At 73.8% G+C, this 15,283-nt stretch carries 7 protein-coding genes; 3 read left to right on the top strand and 4 right to left on the bottom strand.

Features of this window, described 5'->3' with window-relative positions; translation table 11 throughout:
• Nucleotides 1-235 precede the first annotated feature (235 nt).
• Entirely contained in the window at nucleotides 236-4,861 is a 4,626-nt protein-coding gene (locus ACFXMF_RS03185; protein ID WP_379988162.1) for a hypothetical protein, read from the bottom strand.
• A 352-nt stretch (nucleotides 4,862-5,213) separates the two neighbouring features.
• Between ACFXMF_RS03185 and ACFXMF_RS03190 the strand changes: the two genes are divergently transcribed.
• On the top strand, nucleotides 5,214-6,326 hold the full coding sequence (locus ACFXMF_RS03190) for a glutamate--cysteine ligase (protein ID WP_360313355.1): 1,113 nt from the start codon (nucleotides 5,214-5,216) through the stop codon (nucleotides 6,324-6,326).
• Between the two features lie 183 nt (nucleotides 6,327-6,509).
• Complete coding sequence (locus ACFXMF_RS03195; RefSeq protein WP_379988161.1) at nucleotides 6,510-8,303, top strand: amidohydrolase; 1,794 nt, start codon at nucleotides 6,510-6,512, stop codon at nucleotides 8,301-8,303.
• A 74-nt stretch (nucleotides 8,304-8,377) separates the two neighbouring features.
• Here the strand turns inward: ACFXMF_RS03195 and ACFXMF_RS03200 are convergent, their stop codons facing one another.
• Nucleotides 8,378-8,923 (bottom strand): YbaK/EbsC family protein, encoded by a 546-nt coding sequence (locus tag ACFXMF_RS03200; protein ID WP_360313351.1) that lies wholly within the window; start codon nucleotides 8,921-8,923, stop codon nucleotides 8,378-8,380.
• 251 nt (nucleotides 8,924-9,174) lie between these two features.
• The gene (locus ACFXMF_RS03205) at nucleotides 9,175-9,852 is read right to left on the bottom strand and encodes a hemerythrin domain-containing protein (protein ID WP_360313349.1); all 678 of its coding nucleotides are present in this window, start codon (nucleotides 9,850-9,852) and stop codon (nucleotides 9,175-9,177) included.
• Between the two features lie 167 nt (nucleotides 9,853-10,019).
• Here ACFXMF_RS03205 and ACFXMF_RS03210 point away from each other — a divergent pair, with 167 nt between their 5' ends.
• Nucleotides 10,020-13,502 carry a BTAD domain-containing putative transcriptional regulator gene (locus ACFXMF_RS03210; RefSeq protein WP_379988160.1) on the top strand — a complete coding sequence of 1,161 codons (3,483 nt, stop codon included), beginning with the start codon at nucleotides 10,020-10,022 and terminating at the stop codon, nucleotides 13,500-13,502.
• Nucleotides 13,503-13,537: 35 nt separating this feature from the next.
• On the opposite strand, the gene ACFXMF_RS03215 is transcribed toward ACFXMF_RS03210, so the two are convergent.
• Complete coding sequence (locus ACFXMF_RS03215; RefSeq protein WP_379988159.1) at nucleotides 13,538-15,283, bottom strand: GMC oxidoreductase; 1,746 nt, start codon at nucleotides 15,281-15,283, stop codon at nucleotides 13,538-13,540.

Raw genomic sequence — 15,283 nt, forward strand, 5'->3', positions numbered from 1 at the left:
GCCCACCACCGAAGCCGTCGGCGCGCCGACCTCGGTGGTGGACGGTCGCCCGATCCGCTACGTTCGGTGCCCGCGTGTTGTCGGAACGAACCGGTCGACGAGGGTCGCCCGGTCGTGCGGGGGGAGCGGCATTGAGCACGGAGGCGCCCGGGGGAGCGCCGGTTCTGCCGCGATTCACCCCGGGGCAAACCCCGCGAACGCGGTGTGCCGATCGGGGCCGCTCGGTCGGGTGGGGTCAGCGGGTCAGCAGGGCCTCGATGGTGGAGCCGGGGGACTCCGGGAGCCAGGTGGGGTCGCAGCCGGCGAGGGCGGCGAAGACTCGGTGCCACCGGGTCGGGTCGGGGTCCAGGTGGGTCTTGAGCAGGGCGGCGATCTCCGTGTGCGCCTCGGTGGCGGCGGCGTGGATGGCGGGGTCGACCCCGATGCGCCGGGTGGCCTCGGCGATCCAGCGCAGCAGCGAGCCGGCGCCGCGGGCGAGGTGTACCAGGTCGTGGCCGGTCAACAGGCCGGCCGAGACCAGGTGGTCCAGGTGGGTGTACCACGCGGCGTCGCCCAGGACACTGTTCCCGAAGGCCACCGAGGCGCGCGCGTGCGCCGCGTCCAGGGTCGCCGCCGTGCGGGCCACCCGGTAGTACACCGGCCCCAGTTCGAGCAGCCGTGCGGGCGAATCCGGCTGGAGGACGAGACGGTTCACCACCTCGGCCGGGAACGGCTCCCGCTCGTGCTCGGCCACGATCAGGGCCCAGTCGCGCAGATACGGCAGGTCGAGCACTTCGCCGGCATCGGTGCCATCGAAGCACCTGCGCAGCTTGGTCACCAGCTTCTCGCCGGACCGCTCACGGTCGATCCGCTCGGTGAGCGCCGCGTCCGGATCGGCCGTCGCGAGTGCCTTGACCACCACCCGACCGGCGGTCGCGCCCAACACGCCCTGCTCGACCAGGTCGCCGATCCGATCCGCGCCGCCGTGGCGCAACAGGCCGCGCAGGCCGAGCAGTCGGTCCAGCAGCGACGCCTTCTTGCCCAACTGGCGCAGTGCGTGCTCGATCAGCTCCGGATCGGCCGCCTCGACCTTGATCCGCAGCGCCGGCAGCACCGAAGCGGTGGCCCGACGGTCGGCCGACAACCGCTCGCGCAACACCGGGTCCAGCGCGAGCAGATCCGCCGGTCCGGCGGCGGGCCGACCCTGCGGCACCCGGGACAACACCGCGCGGCGCACCGCGACGTGCTCGCGCGCCGACGGCGTCCCGTACAGATCCGCGTTCAACTCCGGATCGTCCAGCCGCAACAGCCGGGCCCGGACCTCGGCGTCGCGACGCCGGGCCGCCAGGATCCGCAACGCGTCCCGATCGCCGGTCAGGAACGCGTATTCGTCCAACGCGCTCGACGCGTACTCGACGTGGCGCGCATACGCCCACAGGGTGGGGTAGGCGTGCGTGCCCAGGAGCGGCAGCAGCACCGCGAGCGCCTCGGGCGACGCGCGCAGCAGCAGATCGCCGGCCGGCCACCGCCAACCGCGCCGAATCCGCCAAGTGTTCGCGTACGCCGCCTCGAACTCGACGACGATCGGCGACCGGAGCCGCCGCCAATCGCCCACGCCGCCGACCGCCGCCGACTCCACCGCCGCGTCCAGGAGTTCCGGCAACGCGCGGTCGCCGGCCGTACCCATGGCGAGCAGCGCGGCCGACCACCGGGCCGGGTCCACGCCCAGCCGCTCGGCCACCGACACCTCGATCGCCCGGTGCAGCGGATCCGCCACGATCCGCGAGCGCCACTTCCTGGGCAGCGGGGTCAACGCCCGTGCGGGCAGCACGCCGAGCAGGTCGAGCGGCCCGACGAAGCCGTGCCGATAGGCGCTCTCGGCCAGGAAATCGCCACCGCCACGCTGCTCGTCGTAGTACTCGCGGATCCAGCGCAGGTACGAATCCGGCCGGGCCGGGCCCGGCCAGGTGTCCGACGTCGGGTACTGCTCCGGGCGTTCTGCGGGCGTGCCGGCCAGGATCGAGGCGAGCCGATCCCGGGTCGGCTCCTCCAGGTCCTTGTTCTCGGCCATCGCCGCCAACACCTCGGGCTCGCCGAGGTCGATCAGGTCGTTGGCCACCGACTCGTCGAACACCCGGCGCCCCAACGCCGCACGCGGCCGCACCGAAGCACTGTCGAAACACGCCTGGTAGAGCCAACCGGGGAACTCGTAGCCCGGCGTGTCGGCGATCCGCACCGACGCCAGCGCCGCGAGCACGTCCGGATCGTCCGGCACCGGAACGCCCTGCGGATCGGGCCCCGAGGCCAGGGTGCGCAGTACCTGCACCGCCACCAGCCGGGACGAACGATCGGGCTCGGCGGCGCGGCCGACCCGGGCGCGCCGGATCGTCGGCTCGGCCGCCGGTTCGCTGCTCGCGCTCTCCGCCGCCTCGCGCCGGGCGGCCTCCAGCGTTGCGGCGTCCGCGCGGGCCAGCTCATCGGCGTCGGGACGCGGACCCGCCACCTGGCCGGCCAGCACCACCAACTCGGCGAGCGACCCGGTGAAGCCGTCGACCAGACCGACCGCGACGGCCAACGCCTCGGTGTGGCCCGCGAGATGCTCCCGGGTCAGCTCGGCCAGCCGGGCCCGCATCGGGGCCAGCACGGTCTCCGGGTTCATCGAATGCGCGGACTGGACCACGGCCTGAGCCGGATGGGCCACGTCGATCAGTTGCACCGGATCGAGCAGGTCGTTCTCCACCGCCGCGTTCACCCAGGCTTCGTCCCGGCCGAACGGCTCGGCGCGCAGCCACTCCGGCGGCGGGGTGTCGATCGTCCGGCGTGCGTAGGTGCGCTGGGCGTTGACCAGCATCAGGCACAACCGGGCCCGATCCTCGTCGGTGGCGTCCTCGTGCCGGATCAGGTCGTCGATCGCCTCGAAGGCGAACGGTTCCGCCCGGTTGGCCGCCATCAGCAGCGGGAAGTCGTGGGCGTACGGCTCGTGCACCAGGTCGCGCACGGTGGTGCGACTGGTCCGGGTCTGCAGGCGGTGCGGCAAGGTGGCCGGGTCGTCGTAGGGCTCGCCGCTCGCACGCAGGTCGGCCAGGCCGTCCTCGGCCTTGAGGGCGGCCTCCACCCGCTTGCGGATCTGCGCCGCGGTGTCGGCCCCGCTCCGGTCCAGGAGGGTGCGCACGCCGTCCGGGCCGTGCCGCTCCCACACCTTGATGTAGGCGTACTGCTGGGCGATCTTGCGGCAACCGAACGCCAGCGCCCGCGCGGCCAGTTCCGGTTCGCCGCCGGCCACCAGCGGCAGCAGCGTGCGCCGGTCGCCGTGCGCGAGCAACTCGCTGCGCAGGCCCGGGTCCAGCGGTGCGCGTCGGGCGATGACGCGGCGCAGCGACGGGGTCGCGCGCATGCCGAGATAGGCGGCGGCGTCCACCGCCGGGACCTGCTTGGCGACCAGGCGGGCGAGTTCGCGGATGTCCAGACCGACATTGCCGGCCAGCGCCTGCCACGCACGCGGGTCGGTCGAGGTGATCGCCGCCTCGTGCACGTGCGGGGGAAGCGAGCCGCTGGAGAGCAGGTCGCGAACCAGGGTGTCGGGCAACTCGGGCAACAACTCGCGCAGGTCGTCGGGGTCGGCGCAGACGAGCAGGTGGCGGAACGGCTTGGTCAGGGTCGGCGGGGGACCGCCGGCCTGCTCCGGCGGCGCGGTCACGGTGCCCGCCTCGATGCCCGCCAGCAGGGTCGGCAGCGCGTCGCGGTGCCGGGGCAGCACGGCCCGCAGGGTGTTCCAGCGGTCGGCGTGGCGGCCCAGGTGTCGGTGCAGCAACGCGCGCAGTTCGGGGCACTCCGGCAGTTCGACCAACGTGGCGACCGCGGTCCGGGCGGGGGTCACCTCGGTCAACACCCGGGCCGGGTCGGCGGGTTCGGCCAACTCGCGGGCGAGCGCGGCGATCCGGGCCAGTGCGGGGTGCTTGGGCGTGCCGATCGCCGCCCGCAACACCGCGAGCGTCGGCCGGGCCACGGGGCCCACCGTCGTCGGATGCGCGGTGTAGAGCGCGACCAGCAGGTCCTCGGGGCAGTCCGGGTCGGCGGCCAGCAGCGCGGCGGCGGCCTCCGGCAGCGGCTCGCGCCCCTGCTCGACCCGCAGCGCGGCCCAGTCGATCTCCCGGCGCCAGGTCGAGGGATGGAATCCGGCGCGCAGTTCGGCGATCAGTCCGGCGGGGCCCTCGGCCTCGGCCACCGCGACGGCGAGCGCGTCGGCCGCGGCCCGGTGTGCCCCGGCCGGCTCGCCCGGGCGGTCGAGCAGCGCGGCCACCTCGGGGCGCACGTGGCGCAGCGCCTCGGGCAGCAGGTCGGTGCCGCCGTGTCGGCTCAGGGACAGCAGGCCGCGCAGTTCCTCGGCGGCGGTCAGGGTGCCGGCGCACACCCGCAGCGCGTGTGCGACCAGCTCCGGTCGTTCGGCGACCACCGCGGCGGCCGGTCCGAGGGCCGGCGGATCCTCGGCGGACCGGGCGAGCAACTCCTCGTGCAGCGCGCTCAACGGGTGCGGCGTCCCGGTGTGGCGCCCGGGGGCGAGCACGACCCGACGCATCCAGGTGGTCGCCTCGGGATGCGTGTGCACGATCCGGTCGACCACCGGGTCCGGTTGCTCCAACAGCGCGGCCAGGTCGGTCGGCGTGAGCACCGTCCCGTTGTGCGCGAGCCGGCGGCGGACCCACGGGTCGGGATCGTGTGCCGCCAACGCCCGCAGGGCGGGCGAGAGTTTCCGGTCGCCCAGGAGGGCGGCGATCACGTCGTCGCCGATCCGCCGGCGGACTCGGCCCAGGTCGCCGACGGCGGCCCCCTCGAACAGCAGCCCGACCAGGAGAGCCTTGTTCGCGACCTGCACCCGTGACATCACGTGCCCCCGTACTCGCCCGTTCCACTTGCGGGTTCCACCTCATCACAACGCCCGGACATCGGGGACGCCGACCCCGAAGCGGACTCGCCCGACTCGGACGCGACCCCGGGTCGACGTGTCGACCTGCGGTGGATACGGGTACAACCGAGCGAGTCCTCCCAAGTAGTACGGCCTGTCCGGATCTTGGTCGAGTACGTACTGCGTCGCGATGCCGAACCCGGTGGGGTGCCGGGGTGTTCCCGGAGCCGATGAGCAACCGGGCGCGGTCGTGGCGCATACCGGCTGCGGACGGGTCGGGTCCGAGTGGAGGCCCTGCCCGGCGGGTTCGCCCGCTCGAAAGGACGGTTCGGTGAAGACCACCCTGGGTGTCGAGGAGGAGTACCTGCTCGTGGACCCGGTCAGCGGACTGCCGGTGCCGGCGGCCGAGCGGGTCCGGGCCGAGGTGAGCTTACGGCCCGGGTACGGCGTCGGAGACGTGCAGCCCGAACTGCTGAAGGCCCAGTTGGAGGTGGCCACTCCGGTGTGTTCCTCGCTCGACGAGATAGGCCGGCACCTGTACCGGATGCGACGCGAACTGTCGGCGGCGGCCGAACGGGTCGGCTGCCGGCTGGTCGCCTGCGGGACCACGCCCGCGGGCGACGGGAAGCCGATGGAGATCAGCGAACATCCGCGCTACCTCGCGATCGCCGAGAACGCCCGGCGATTGGCCGACGTGCAACTCATCCACGGGATGCACGTGCACGTGGCGGTGCCGGATCGGGAGACGGGTGTGCAGGTCGTCAACCGGATCCGGCCGTGGTTGCCGCTGTTGGTCGCGATGGGCGCCAACTCGCCGCTCTGGCAGGGGGTGGACACCGGGTTCGCGAGTTGGCGCACGATCCATTACGCGCGCTGGCCGGTCGAGGGTCAACCACCGGTGTTCGTCGACTTGGAGGAGTACGAACGCAGGGTGGACGCGCTGCTGGCGGTGGGAGTGATGCTCGACCGAGGTCAGGTGTACTGGCAGGTGCGACTGTCCGAACGATTCCCCACCATCGAGATCCGCTGTCCGGACGTGCAGTTGCGGGCGGACGACGCGGTGATGCTGGCCGGGCTGATCCGGGCACTGGTGGTCACCGCGCTGCAACAGCACGGCGAGAAGGCGCCGTACGCCGCACCCGACCCGGAACTGCTGCGTGCGGCGTGCTGGTTGGCGGCCCGGGACGGGCTGGAGGGGGATCTGTTCGGGCCGGTGGGGCCGGCGGGCACGGCCCGTCGGGTCGAGGCGGGCGACCTGGTCCACGAGATGCTCGCGCACGTCACCCCCGTGTTGGATCGCTTCGGGGACACCACGCGGGTGTTCGCCCTGGTGGATCGGCTGATCCGGCAGGGGACGGGGGCCGATCGGCAGCGGGCGGCATTCGTGGCCGGGGGGCTGCCGGGCGTGCTGGACCTGATGGTCTCGGATACGTCGGCCGGGTAGCCGTCGGCCGGCCATGCCGGTTGAGCTCGGCCGAGTGGCCCGCCGACGCGTGGGCCCGATTCGTCCCCCGGTCGGCCCGACCGACACAGGATGTCCGAATATCACCTTCGATGTAACGGTCCGTCGCCGACAGACTGCATAGCGACACGGGTGTCGATACAACGAAGGACGGGGTGAGCGGTGATGTCGGAGGGATTCGCGCCGGAGACGGGCGCACAAGGGGGCCCGGGAGCCGAGCCCGGCGCGGCCGACGTGATTTTCCACGGCGGCGAAATCGAGACGGTGGCGGGTGGGCCCGGCCCCGAGGCGGTCGGGGCGGAGCCGGGTGCGCGGCCCGAGGCGGTCGCCGTCAAGGACGGCCGGATCGTCTTCGTCGGCGACCTGGACCGGGCGCTGGAACACTGGCGCGGGCCCGAGACCCGGTTGTACGACCTGGCCGGCCGGGCGTTGTTGCCGGGCTTCATCGATCCGCACGGCCACGTGGTCGGCACCGGACTCCAGGAGACGATCGCCGACCTGCTCGGCGATCCGGACGGCGACGTCGGGGACGTCGACGCGATCGTGCGCAAGTTGCGCGAGTTCGCGGACGGCGAGGTCGGCCGGCGATCGGCGTGGATCGTCGGCTTCGGCTATGACGACGCGCGGCTGGCCGGCGGGCAACACCCGACCCGGGAGGACCTGGACCGGGTCTCCACGGAGCGACCGGTGCTGGCCATCCACCAGTCGTTCCACCTGGGCGCGGTGAACAGCAAGGGGCTGGAACTCCTGGAGTACAGCGCCGCGACGAAGAACCCCAAGGGCGGGGTGATCCGGCGCGGCGACGAGTCGGTACTGCCGTTCGGCGAACCGAACGGGGTGCTGGAGGAGACCGCGTTCTTCCCCGCCTCCGGTCACGCGATCATCGGCATCGCCGAACAGGACCGGGCCCGGTTCCTGGCCAAGGGTCTGCAGGCGGCGGCGAGTTACGGCTTCACCACGGTGCAGGAGGGCGCCGCGGAGTTGGCGGTGCTGGGCGACCTGCGGGCCCTCGCCGCGGTCGCGCCATTGCCCTTGGACGTCGTGGTCTACGTCAAGGCGGCCGAGGCGATCGAGGCGCCGCATCTGGTCGAGGCGAGCCCGGACTACCTGAACGGTCTGCGGGCGGCCGGGATCAAACTCAACCTGGACGGCTCTCCGCAGGGCCGGACGGCCTGGCTGCGCGAGCCGTACCTGACGCCGCCGGAGGGCCTGGACGACGACTACTGCGGCTACCCGACCCTGGAGGAGGAGGTCGCCCTCGACCAGGTCCGGGCCGGCTTCGCGCACGGCTGGCAGGTGATCGCCCACGTCAACGGCGACGAGGCGATCGCCCAGTTGATCCGCTGCGTGCGGATCGCCACCCGGGAGGCGCGGCCGGCCGATCGGCGCACGACCGGCATCCACTGTCAGACGGCGGGCGAGGACCAGATCGAGGAGTTTCGCCGGCTGGGCATCATTCCGTCGTTCTTCTCGATGCACACGTTCTACTGGGGCGACTGGTACTACGAGACGGTGCTCGGGGAGGAGCGCGCCGTCGACATCTCGCCCGCGCAATGGGCCCTGGCCCGCGGCATGGTCTACACGTCGCACCACGACGCGCCGGTGGCCCGGCCGAGTTCGATCGCGATCCTGTCCGGCCAGGTCACCCGCAGGACCCGCAAGGGCATGGTCCTGGGCAAACATCAGTGCGTTTCGGGGGCGGACGCGGTGCGGTCGATCACCATCAACGCGGCCTACCAGTACGGCGAGGAGGCCGACAAGGGCAGCATCGAGGTGGGCAAGCTGGCCGACCTGGTGATCCTGAGCGCGAATCCGGTGACCGTACCGGGTGAGGCGATCGCGAGGATCACCATCGAGGAGACGATCAAGGCGGGTCGCACGATCCACCCGCCGATCGAGGAGATGCCCGTTCCGGTGCCCTCGGGCGTGGGATTGCAGTTGTTCACGCACCACTGCTGACGGCGTGGTCCTCCCGCCCGGATCGGCACGGGCGGTCGGCACGGCCGGATCGGCACGGGCGGGAGGACCGGGAATCAGGCCAGGGGGACGCCGAGACCGGGCAGCACCCGCGCGCCCGGGAGTTCGGCCAGCAGGCGGCCGGGTACCCACAGCTTGGAGCCGCGAATCCCGGAACCGACCACGATGCGCGGGTGCGCGGCGACGGCGGCGTCGATCAGGATCGGCCAGTCCGCGGGCAGCCCGATCGGGGTGATCCCGCCGTACTGCATCCCGGTCGCCGCGAGCACCACGTCCACCGGCGCGAACGACGCCTTGCGGGCGTCGAGGTGCCGGCGGACCAGGCCGTTCACGTCCGCCCTGGTGGTGGCGGTGACCAGACACGCCGCGTAGGTGACCGTGCCGCCGCGCTTGGCGGCAATCACCACGCAGTTCGCTCCGTCGGCCGGGGCCACGTCGTAGCGGGCGCAGAACGCGGCGGTGTCGGCCAGTTCGGGATCGATCGCGGCGACCTCGACCGGATCGGCGGCCCCGGCCGGCCAACCGGCCAGGGCACGGGCCACCGGTTCGGCCAGCAACTCGGGGTGGGACAGGGCGGGATGAACGGCAAGTGCGGTGCTCATGAGGCCATCCAACCCAATCGACGACACTTTCGGGTCGGCGCGCGGGGCCGAATGTGCGCCACCGGCGCGTCGATGGGAGTGGGCCGCGTGCGGTGGGTGCGGGCCGGCTCCGGGTCGCCGAGACCGGCGTCGCCTGGGTCGAGTCGGGTCGGGACCCCCGGATCGCGCCGGGCCCGGCGGTGCGTGCGCGTCGCGGGGGCGCGGATCCGGCCGCAGGCGGACAGGCGCACGGGCACCGGGAGTCGATGCGTTCAGCCCCGGACCCGGCGGACCATGCGGGCGTACATCGGGCGTCCGACCAGGTGCCAGAGCAGCCGGGCCGGGAGCGGCAGCCCACCGAGCATCGTGGCCCGCTCGGCCGGGCGGGCGTCCTCCAGCACCACCCCCAGCAGAAGCAGGATCTGCGGCTTGGGCGTGGTCTCCACGAAGTGCTCGCCCATCGCGTGCCACTCCTGCGCGGTGAGCAGCCGCTGAGCCAGCGGAAGCAGTTCGGCCTCCTCCTCGTCGAGGTGCTCGATCAGCGCCGCGCGGTGCTCGACCAGCGCCGCGACCAGCGCGTCCCGCTCGTTGCCCCCGGCGTTCGCCGCCCACGCCGCGAGCAGTTCCCCGGCGGTGGTCAGCGAACCGGCCACCCGCTCGTGCTGGGCCTCCATCCGCAGCACCAGATCGGCCTCCAGGTCGACCCGCGCCAGCAGCGGCGGCCACAACAACTCGTCCTCGCCGGTGTGGTGCCCGTGCAGGCCCAACCGGTACAGGTCGAAGTGGTCGGCGAGTACCTTGGCCCGGGCGGTGTCGCCCGGCTCGACGGCGGCGACCAACTCGATCAGCAGCCGCGATTCGCGGCGCAGCCCGCGGTGGACGATCACCATGTCCCGGGTGTCGAAGCCGGCCGAGGCGGGGGAGACGGGCGAGGAGGACGAGGCGGTCATGGCGGGTGATCCCTTCGGTGGGCCCTCGGCGTGGTGTCGCCGGGCATGCTCATAGCCTGGTCCGGGCGTCTTGGAGGAATCCTGGAAGGAACATGGAGCCGCCCGACGGAGTTGTCCGGCGAGCGGCTCGCCGCCGGCCGAGCCGCTCGAACCGGATAGGGGGATGGATGGTCTACCTGCGTGTGCTCGGCCCGTTCGAGGCCGACGTGGACGATGCGACCGTGCCACTGGGTGGTCCGCGCCAGCGCGCCGTGCTCGCGCTCCTGGTGGCCGCGCGCGGGCGGGTCGTGTCGATCGACCGGATGATCGAGGACCTGTGGCGCGGCGAACCACCCGCCCAGGCCGTCACCTCCCTCCAGGCGTACGTGTCCAACCTGCGTCGCCTGCTCGAACCGGGTCGACCGCGACGGGCCCCGGCCACGATCCTGGTCAGCGCGGCACCCGGCTACGCCCTGCGCCTGCCGGACGACGCGGTGGACGCGTGGCGCTTCGAGCACCTGCTCCGCGCCGCGCGGGAGCGGGCCGAGACCGACCCGGCCCAGGCGCGCACCCTGGTCGAGGCGGCGCTCGCGTTGTGGCGCGGCCCGGCGTTCGCCGCCGCCTCGGACGAGCCGTGGGCCCTCGCCGAGGCCGCCCGGTTGAGCGAACTGCAACTGAGCGCACGCGAACTGCACATCGCCGCCGGCCTGCGCTCGGGCGCCGCAGCGGGCGCGGCTGCGGACGCCGAACGGCTCACCCACGAGGCGCCGTTGCGCGAGGAGGGTTGGCGTCTGCACGCCCTGGCGCTGTGGGCGGACAACCGACAAGCGGACGCGCTGGCCACGCTGCGCCGGGCCCGCGCGGTCCTGGCGGCCGACGTCGGCCTGGACCCGGGGCCCGCCCTCGCCGAGGTCGAGGCGGCGATCCTGGGTCGCCGCATGGACGTACTCCGGTCGGCGACCGGCGTCGCCGACCGGGCTGCGGCGGGCGATCGGGACGAGGCAACCGCCGGGGCGGCCGGCCGACCGACGACCGGTCGCGCCGACGCCGACCGGCCCGCTGCCCGTACCGACCGCGACGCGGTGCCCGCGAGTTTGGCGCACCCGACCGCGGCGCCGGCCTTCGGCGCGGTCCCCGACGCCGACATCCACCCCCGACCCGGCGGCCCCGCCGACCTGTTCGTCGGACGGGACGACGAACTCGCCGCGCTGCTGGGCGCGGCCGGCCGGGTCGGAGCGGCCGGCCTGCGGGTCGCGCTGGTGACCGGGGAGGCCGGACTGGGCAAATCCGCGCTGCTGAGCCGACTCGCCGGCGAACTGGAGCGGGCCGGGCTGCTCGTGGCCACCGGACGGTGTCCCGAGGTCGACGGCGCACCGCCCGCGTGGGCGTGGGTGGAGGCGCTGCGGGCGATCGCCGAGATCGTGCCGCCGCCGGCCGAGTCGGCCGCCGCCCTCGCGCCGCTGCTGGGCGACGACCCGGCGGAGGGGCCCGGGCAGGACACCGCGGCGGGCCGGTTCCGGCTGCACCGCGCGGTCTGGTCCTGGCTGGCCGCCGGCGCCCGGCGTCGGCCGCTGGCCATCCTGCTGGACGACCTGCACCGCGCCGACGCCGAAACGCTGGCCCTGCTCGCCGCCGCGGCCGACGGCGAGGCCGCCGGCGCGCCGCTGTTCGTGGTCGCCGCCTACCGTCCCGACGAGGTGGCCGGCCGGCTCACCGAGACCCTGGCCGGACTGGCCCGCCGATCGCCGGTCCGACTGGCGCTGCCCGGCCTGCCGGAGGCCGCCGTGGCCCGGGTCGTGGACGCCGTGTCCCAGACGCCCGTCGACTCCGCGACGATCACCGCGTTGGCCGAACGCACCGGCGGCAATCCGTTCTACGTGCGGGAGAGCGCCCGCCTGCTGGACAGCGAAGGGGCCCTGGTCGCGCTCTCCGACGTGCCCGAGGGGGTCCGCGACGTGCTGCGCCGACGGCTGGCCCGGCTGCCCGAACCCGCCGTCGCGGTACTGCGGTTGGCCTCGGTGGCGGGCCGCGAGGTCGACGTGGACGTGCTGGTGCACGCGGCCGAGGTCGAGGAGGGCGGCGTGCTGGACGCGTTGGACGCCGGCCTGATCGCCGGGCTGCTCACCGAACCGGCCCCCGGGCGGGTGCGGTTCGTGCACGCGCTGGTCCGCGACACGATGGTCGCGGACCTGAGCGGGCTGCGCCGCACCCGGATGCACGGCCGCATCGCCGCCGCCCTGGAACGTCTCGGCAGCGGCGACGTCTCGGCGCTGGCCTACCACTACGGCCACGCGGCCACCGCCGGCACCGCCGCCCGGGCCGTCGAAGTGTGCGTGGCCGCAGCCGAGTTGGCCGAGCGCCGGTTCGCCCACGACACGGCCGTCGAGCTGCTCGGCCGGGCGCTGGAATGCCTGGACCGGATTCCCGCCGACACCGCCGGCGACCGGGACGGGCGGCGGGCCGACCTGTTCGGCCGGCTGCTGCGCGCCCAGGTCCGGGCCGGCGACGTCGGGGCGGCCCGGTTGACCCGGCAACGCGCCTTCGAGGCCGCCGAGTCGATGCACCGCGACGACCTGACGATCGCCGCGTTCACCGCGTGGACGGTGCCCACGCCGTGGCAGAGCCGGCCGTACGGAAGCCTGGACCTGGGTGTGCTGGCGGTGTTGCGCCGGCTGATCGCGCGCACCGACCTCGACCCGCGGACCCGATGCCGGTTGTTGAACGGCTACGCAGGCGAGCTGATGGGGGAGGACATCGAGCCGAGGCCCAGGGCGATGGCCGAGGAGGCCGTCGCGCTCGCCGCCGACCTGGGCGATCCCGACCTGCACGCACTCGCCCTGACCACGCTCACCGGCAACCTGGACAGCCTGCCGGACGCGCCGGCCCGGGCCGAGGCCGCCGCCGAACTGGCCCGGATCGCAGATGCGTTCGACCTGCCGGAGTATCGCTGGTACAGCCGGTACAACCAGGCCATCGCCGCGGCCGACCAAAACGATCCGGCCGTCGCGCGCCGGTTGGTCGAGGAGAGCACGGCGATCGCGGAAAGCTACCGGATGCCGGAGGCGATCGGCGTCGGCGGCTGCGCGCTCGCCACTCTCGCGCACATCGACGGCCGCCACGACGAGGCCGAGGAGTACTACCTCCGGGCCACCGAGCCGATGATCGCGCAGGGTTCGCTGCACGCGTACGGTCTGCGCCGGCTCGCCCTCGCCACGATCCTGCTCGGCCGCGGCCGGATCCGCGAACTCGCGCCACAGGCACTGGGGATCCTGGCCGACTTCGGGCCGTTCGTGGCCGACCTGTGCGCCCTCGCGGTGGCCGCCGACGGTCGGATCGAGCAGGCGCGGGCGATCCGGGCGGTGATCGAGCCGATCCGCCGCGACTTCTTCCACACCCCGATGTCGGTCTTCCGCGCGGCGGTGGTGGTGGCGTTGGGCGAACACGAGGAGGCCGCCGCGCTCTACCCGACCCTGCTCCCGCTGCGCGACGCCGCACCCGCGTGCGCGGGGTTGTCCCTGGCGATCCGGCCACCGGCCCACGACCTGGGCGAACTGGCCCGCTTCCTGGGCCGGGAGAGGGAAGCCCGCGCACACTTCGACCGCGCCGCCGAGATCGCGGACACCTGGCACGCGAAGCAATGGGCGGCCGACGCCCGAGCGGCACGTGGCTAGGGACTACACGAGCCGAGCCGCTGCCGCGCCCGCCGTCAGTCCTGTGCCGACCGCGGTCCCGACCGCACCTCCACGATCGGCAGTCGCAACGCCCCCGGCGCGTCCGCCGGGACCGCCGGCGCCACCGGTGCGGTGCGGGCGATCCGCCGATAGGCCGAGCCCAACTCCGGCCGGGGATCGGCCTCGCCGCGGTTGGGCCACAGCGCCGTCGCACGCTCCGCCTGGGCGGTGATGGTCAGGGACGGGTTGACGCCCAGGTTCGCGCTGACCGCCGCACCGTCCAGGACATGCAGTCCCGGATGCCCGTACACGCGCTGGTACGGGTCGACCACCCCGGTCGCGGCCGAGTCGCCGATCACGCAACCGCCCAGAATGTGCGCGGTCATCGGCACGTTGGCCAGATCGCCCCAGGTGCCGCCGGCCACCCCGCCCAGTCGTCGGGCGATCCGTCGGACCGCCTCGTGGCCGGCCGGGATCCAGTTCGGGTTGGGCTCGCCGTGGCCCTGTCGGGTGGTGATCCGGGTCCGGCCGAACAGGCCGCGTCGGCGATACACCGTCAGCGAGTTGTCCCGGGACTGCATGACCAGCGCGATGATCGCCCGCTCGGACCAGTTGCGCACGTTCATCAGCCGCAACCGGGCCGGGTGTTGCCACGACTCGCGCAGGAATTGGCGCACCCGGGGCCGGTCCCCGTCGGTGAGCAGGGTCTGCAACAGCCCCATCGCGTTGGAGCCCTTGCCGTAGCGAACCGGTTCGATGTGGGTGTCCGCGTCCGGGTGCCACGAGGAGGTGATGGCCACTCCGCGCGTGGCGTCGATCACCCCGGTGGTCGGGGCGACCGCGCCGACCAGCGCCTCGGAGTTGGTCCGGGTCAACCGGCCGAGCGTGCCGGACAGGTGCGGCAACGTACCCTCGGCCGCCATCCGGTGCAGCAACCGCTGGGTGCCCAGCGTGCCGGCGGCGAACACCACCTGCTCGGCGGTCCAGGTGCGGGGCGCGCGCGGCGCCGTCGCGGGCCCGGTGTGGACGGTCTCCACCGCATAGCCGCCGGTGGACCCGTCCGGGTGCCGGCCCGCGCCCAGCGGGCGGACCCGGCGCACCGTACGCTCCGCGTGCACCTGGGCGCCCGCCCGTTCGGCCAGGTACAGGTAGTTCTTGAGCAGCGTGTTCTTCGCGCCGACCCGGCAACCGGTCATGCACGAACCACATTCGGTACACGTGGTCCGGCGCGGCCCGGCTCCGCCGAAGAACGGGTCGGCCACCTCCTCGCCGGGCGACTGTCCCTCCTCGGGGAACAACACGCCGACCGGCGCGAGACGGAAGGTGTCGCCCGCGCCCATTTCCTCGGCGACGGCCTTCATGTGCTCGTCGGCGGGCGTCATGTGCGGGTTCGTCACCACGCCCAGCATGCGTTCGGCCTGGGCGTAGTACGGCGCGAGTTCGGCGTGCCAGTCGGTGATGCGGGCCCACTGCGGGTCGTCGAAGAAGGGTTGCGGCGGCTCGTACAGCGTGTTCGCGTAGTTCAGCGAACCGCCGCCCACACCCGCGCCGGCCAGCACCACCACGTCCTTGAGCACGTGGATGCGCTGGATGCCGGTCAGACCCAGGGCCGGCGCCCACAGGAAGTCGCGCAACTGCCACGAGGTTTTGGGGAAGTCGGCATCGGCGAACCGGCGACCGGCTTCGAGTACGCCGACCCGGTAGCCCTTCTCGGTCAGCCGCAACGCGGCGACCGAACCGCCGAAACCCGAACCGATGACCAGAACGTCGTAGTCGAACAC

Source organism: Embleya sp. NPDC059213 (assembly GCF_042754445.1).
Taxonomy (GTDB): domain Bacteria; phylum Actinomycetota; class Actinomycetes; order Streptomycetales; family Streptomycetaceae; genus Embleya.

What these genes read in the sequence shown, in the direction of transcription:
- ACFXMF_RS03210 (WP_379988160.1), top strand. Translation starts at nt 10,020, where the DNA reads ATGGTCTACCTGCGTGTGCTCGGCCCGTTCGAGGCCGACGTGGACGAT.
- ACFXMF_RS03200 (WP_360313351.1), bottom strand. Translation starts at nt 8,923, where the DNA reads ATGAGCACCGCACTTGCCGTTCATCCCGCCCTGTCCCACCCCGAGTTG.
- ACFXMF_RS03195 (WP_379988161.1), top strand. Translation starts at nt 6,510, where the DNA reads ATGTCGGAGGGATTCGCGCCGGAGACGGGCGCACAAGGGGGCCCGGGA.
- ACFXMF_RS03205 (WP_360313349.1), bottom strand. Translation starts at nt 9,852, where the DNA reads ATGACCGCCTCGTCCTCCTCGCCCGTCTCCCCCGCCTCGGCCGGCTTC.
- ACFXMF_RS03185 (WP_379988162.1), bottom strand. Translation starts at nt 4,861, where the DNA reads ATGTCACGGGTGCAGGTCGCGAACAAGGCTCTCCTGGTCGGGCTGCTG.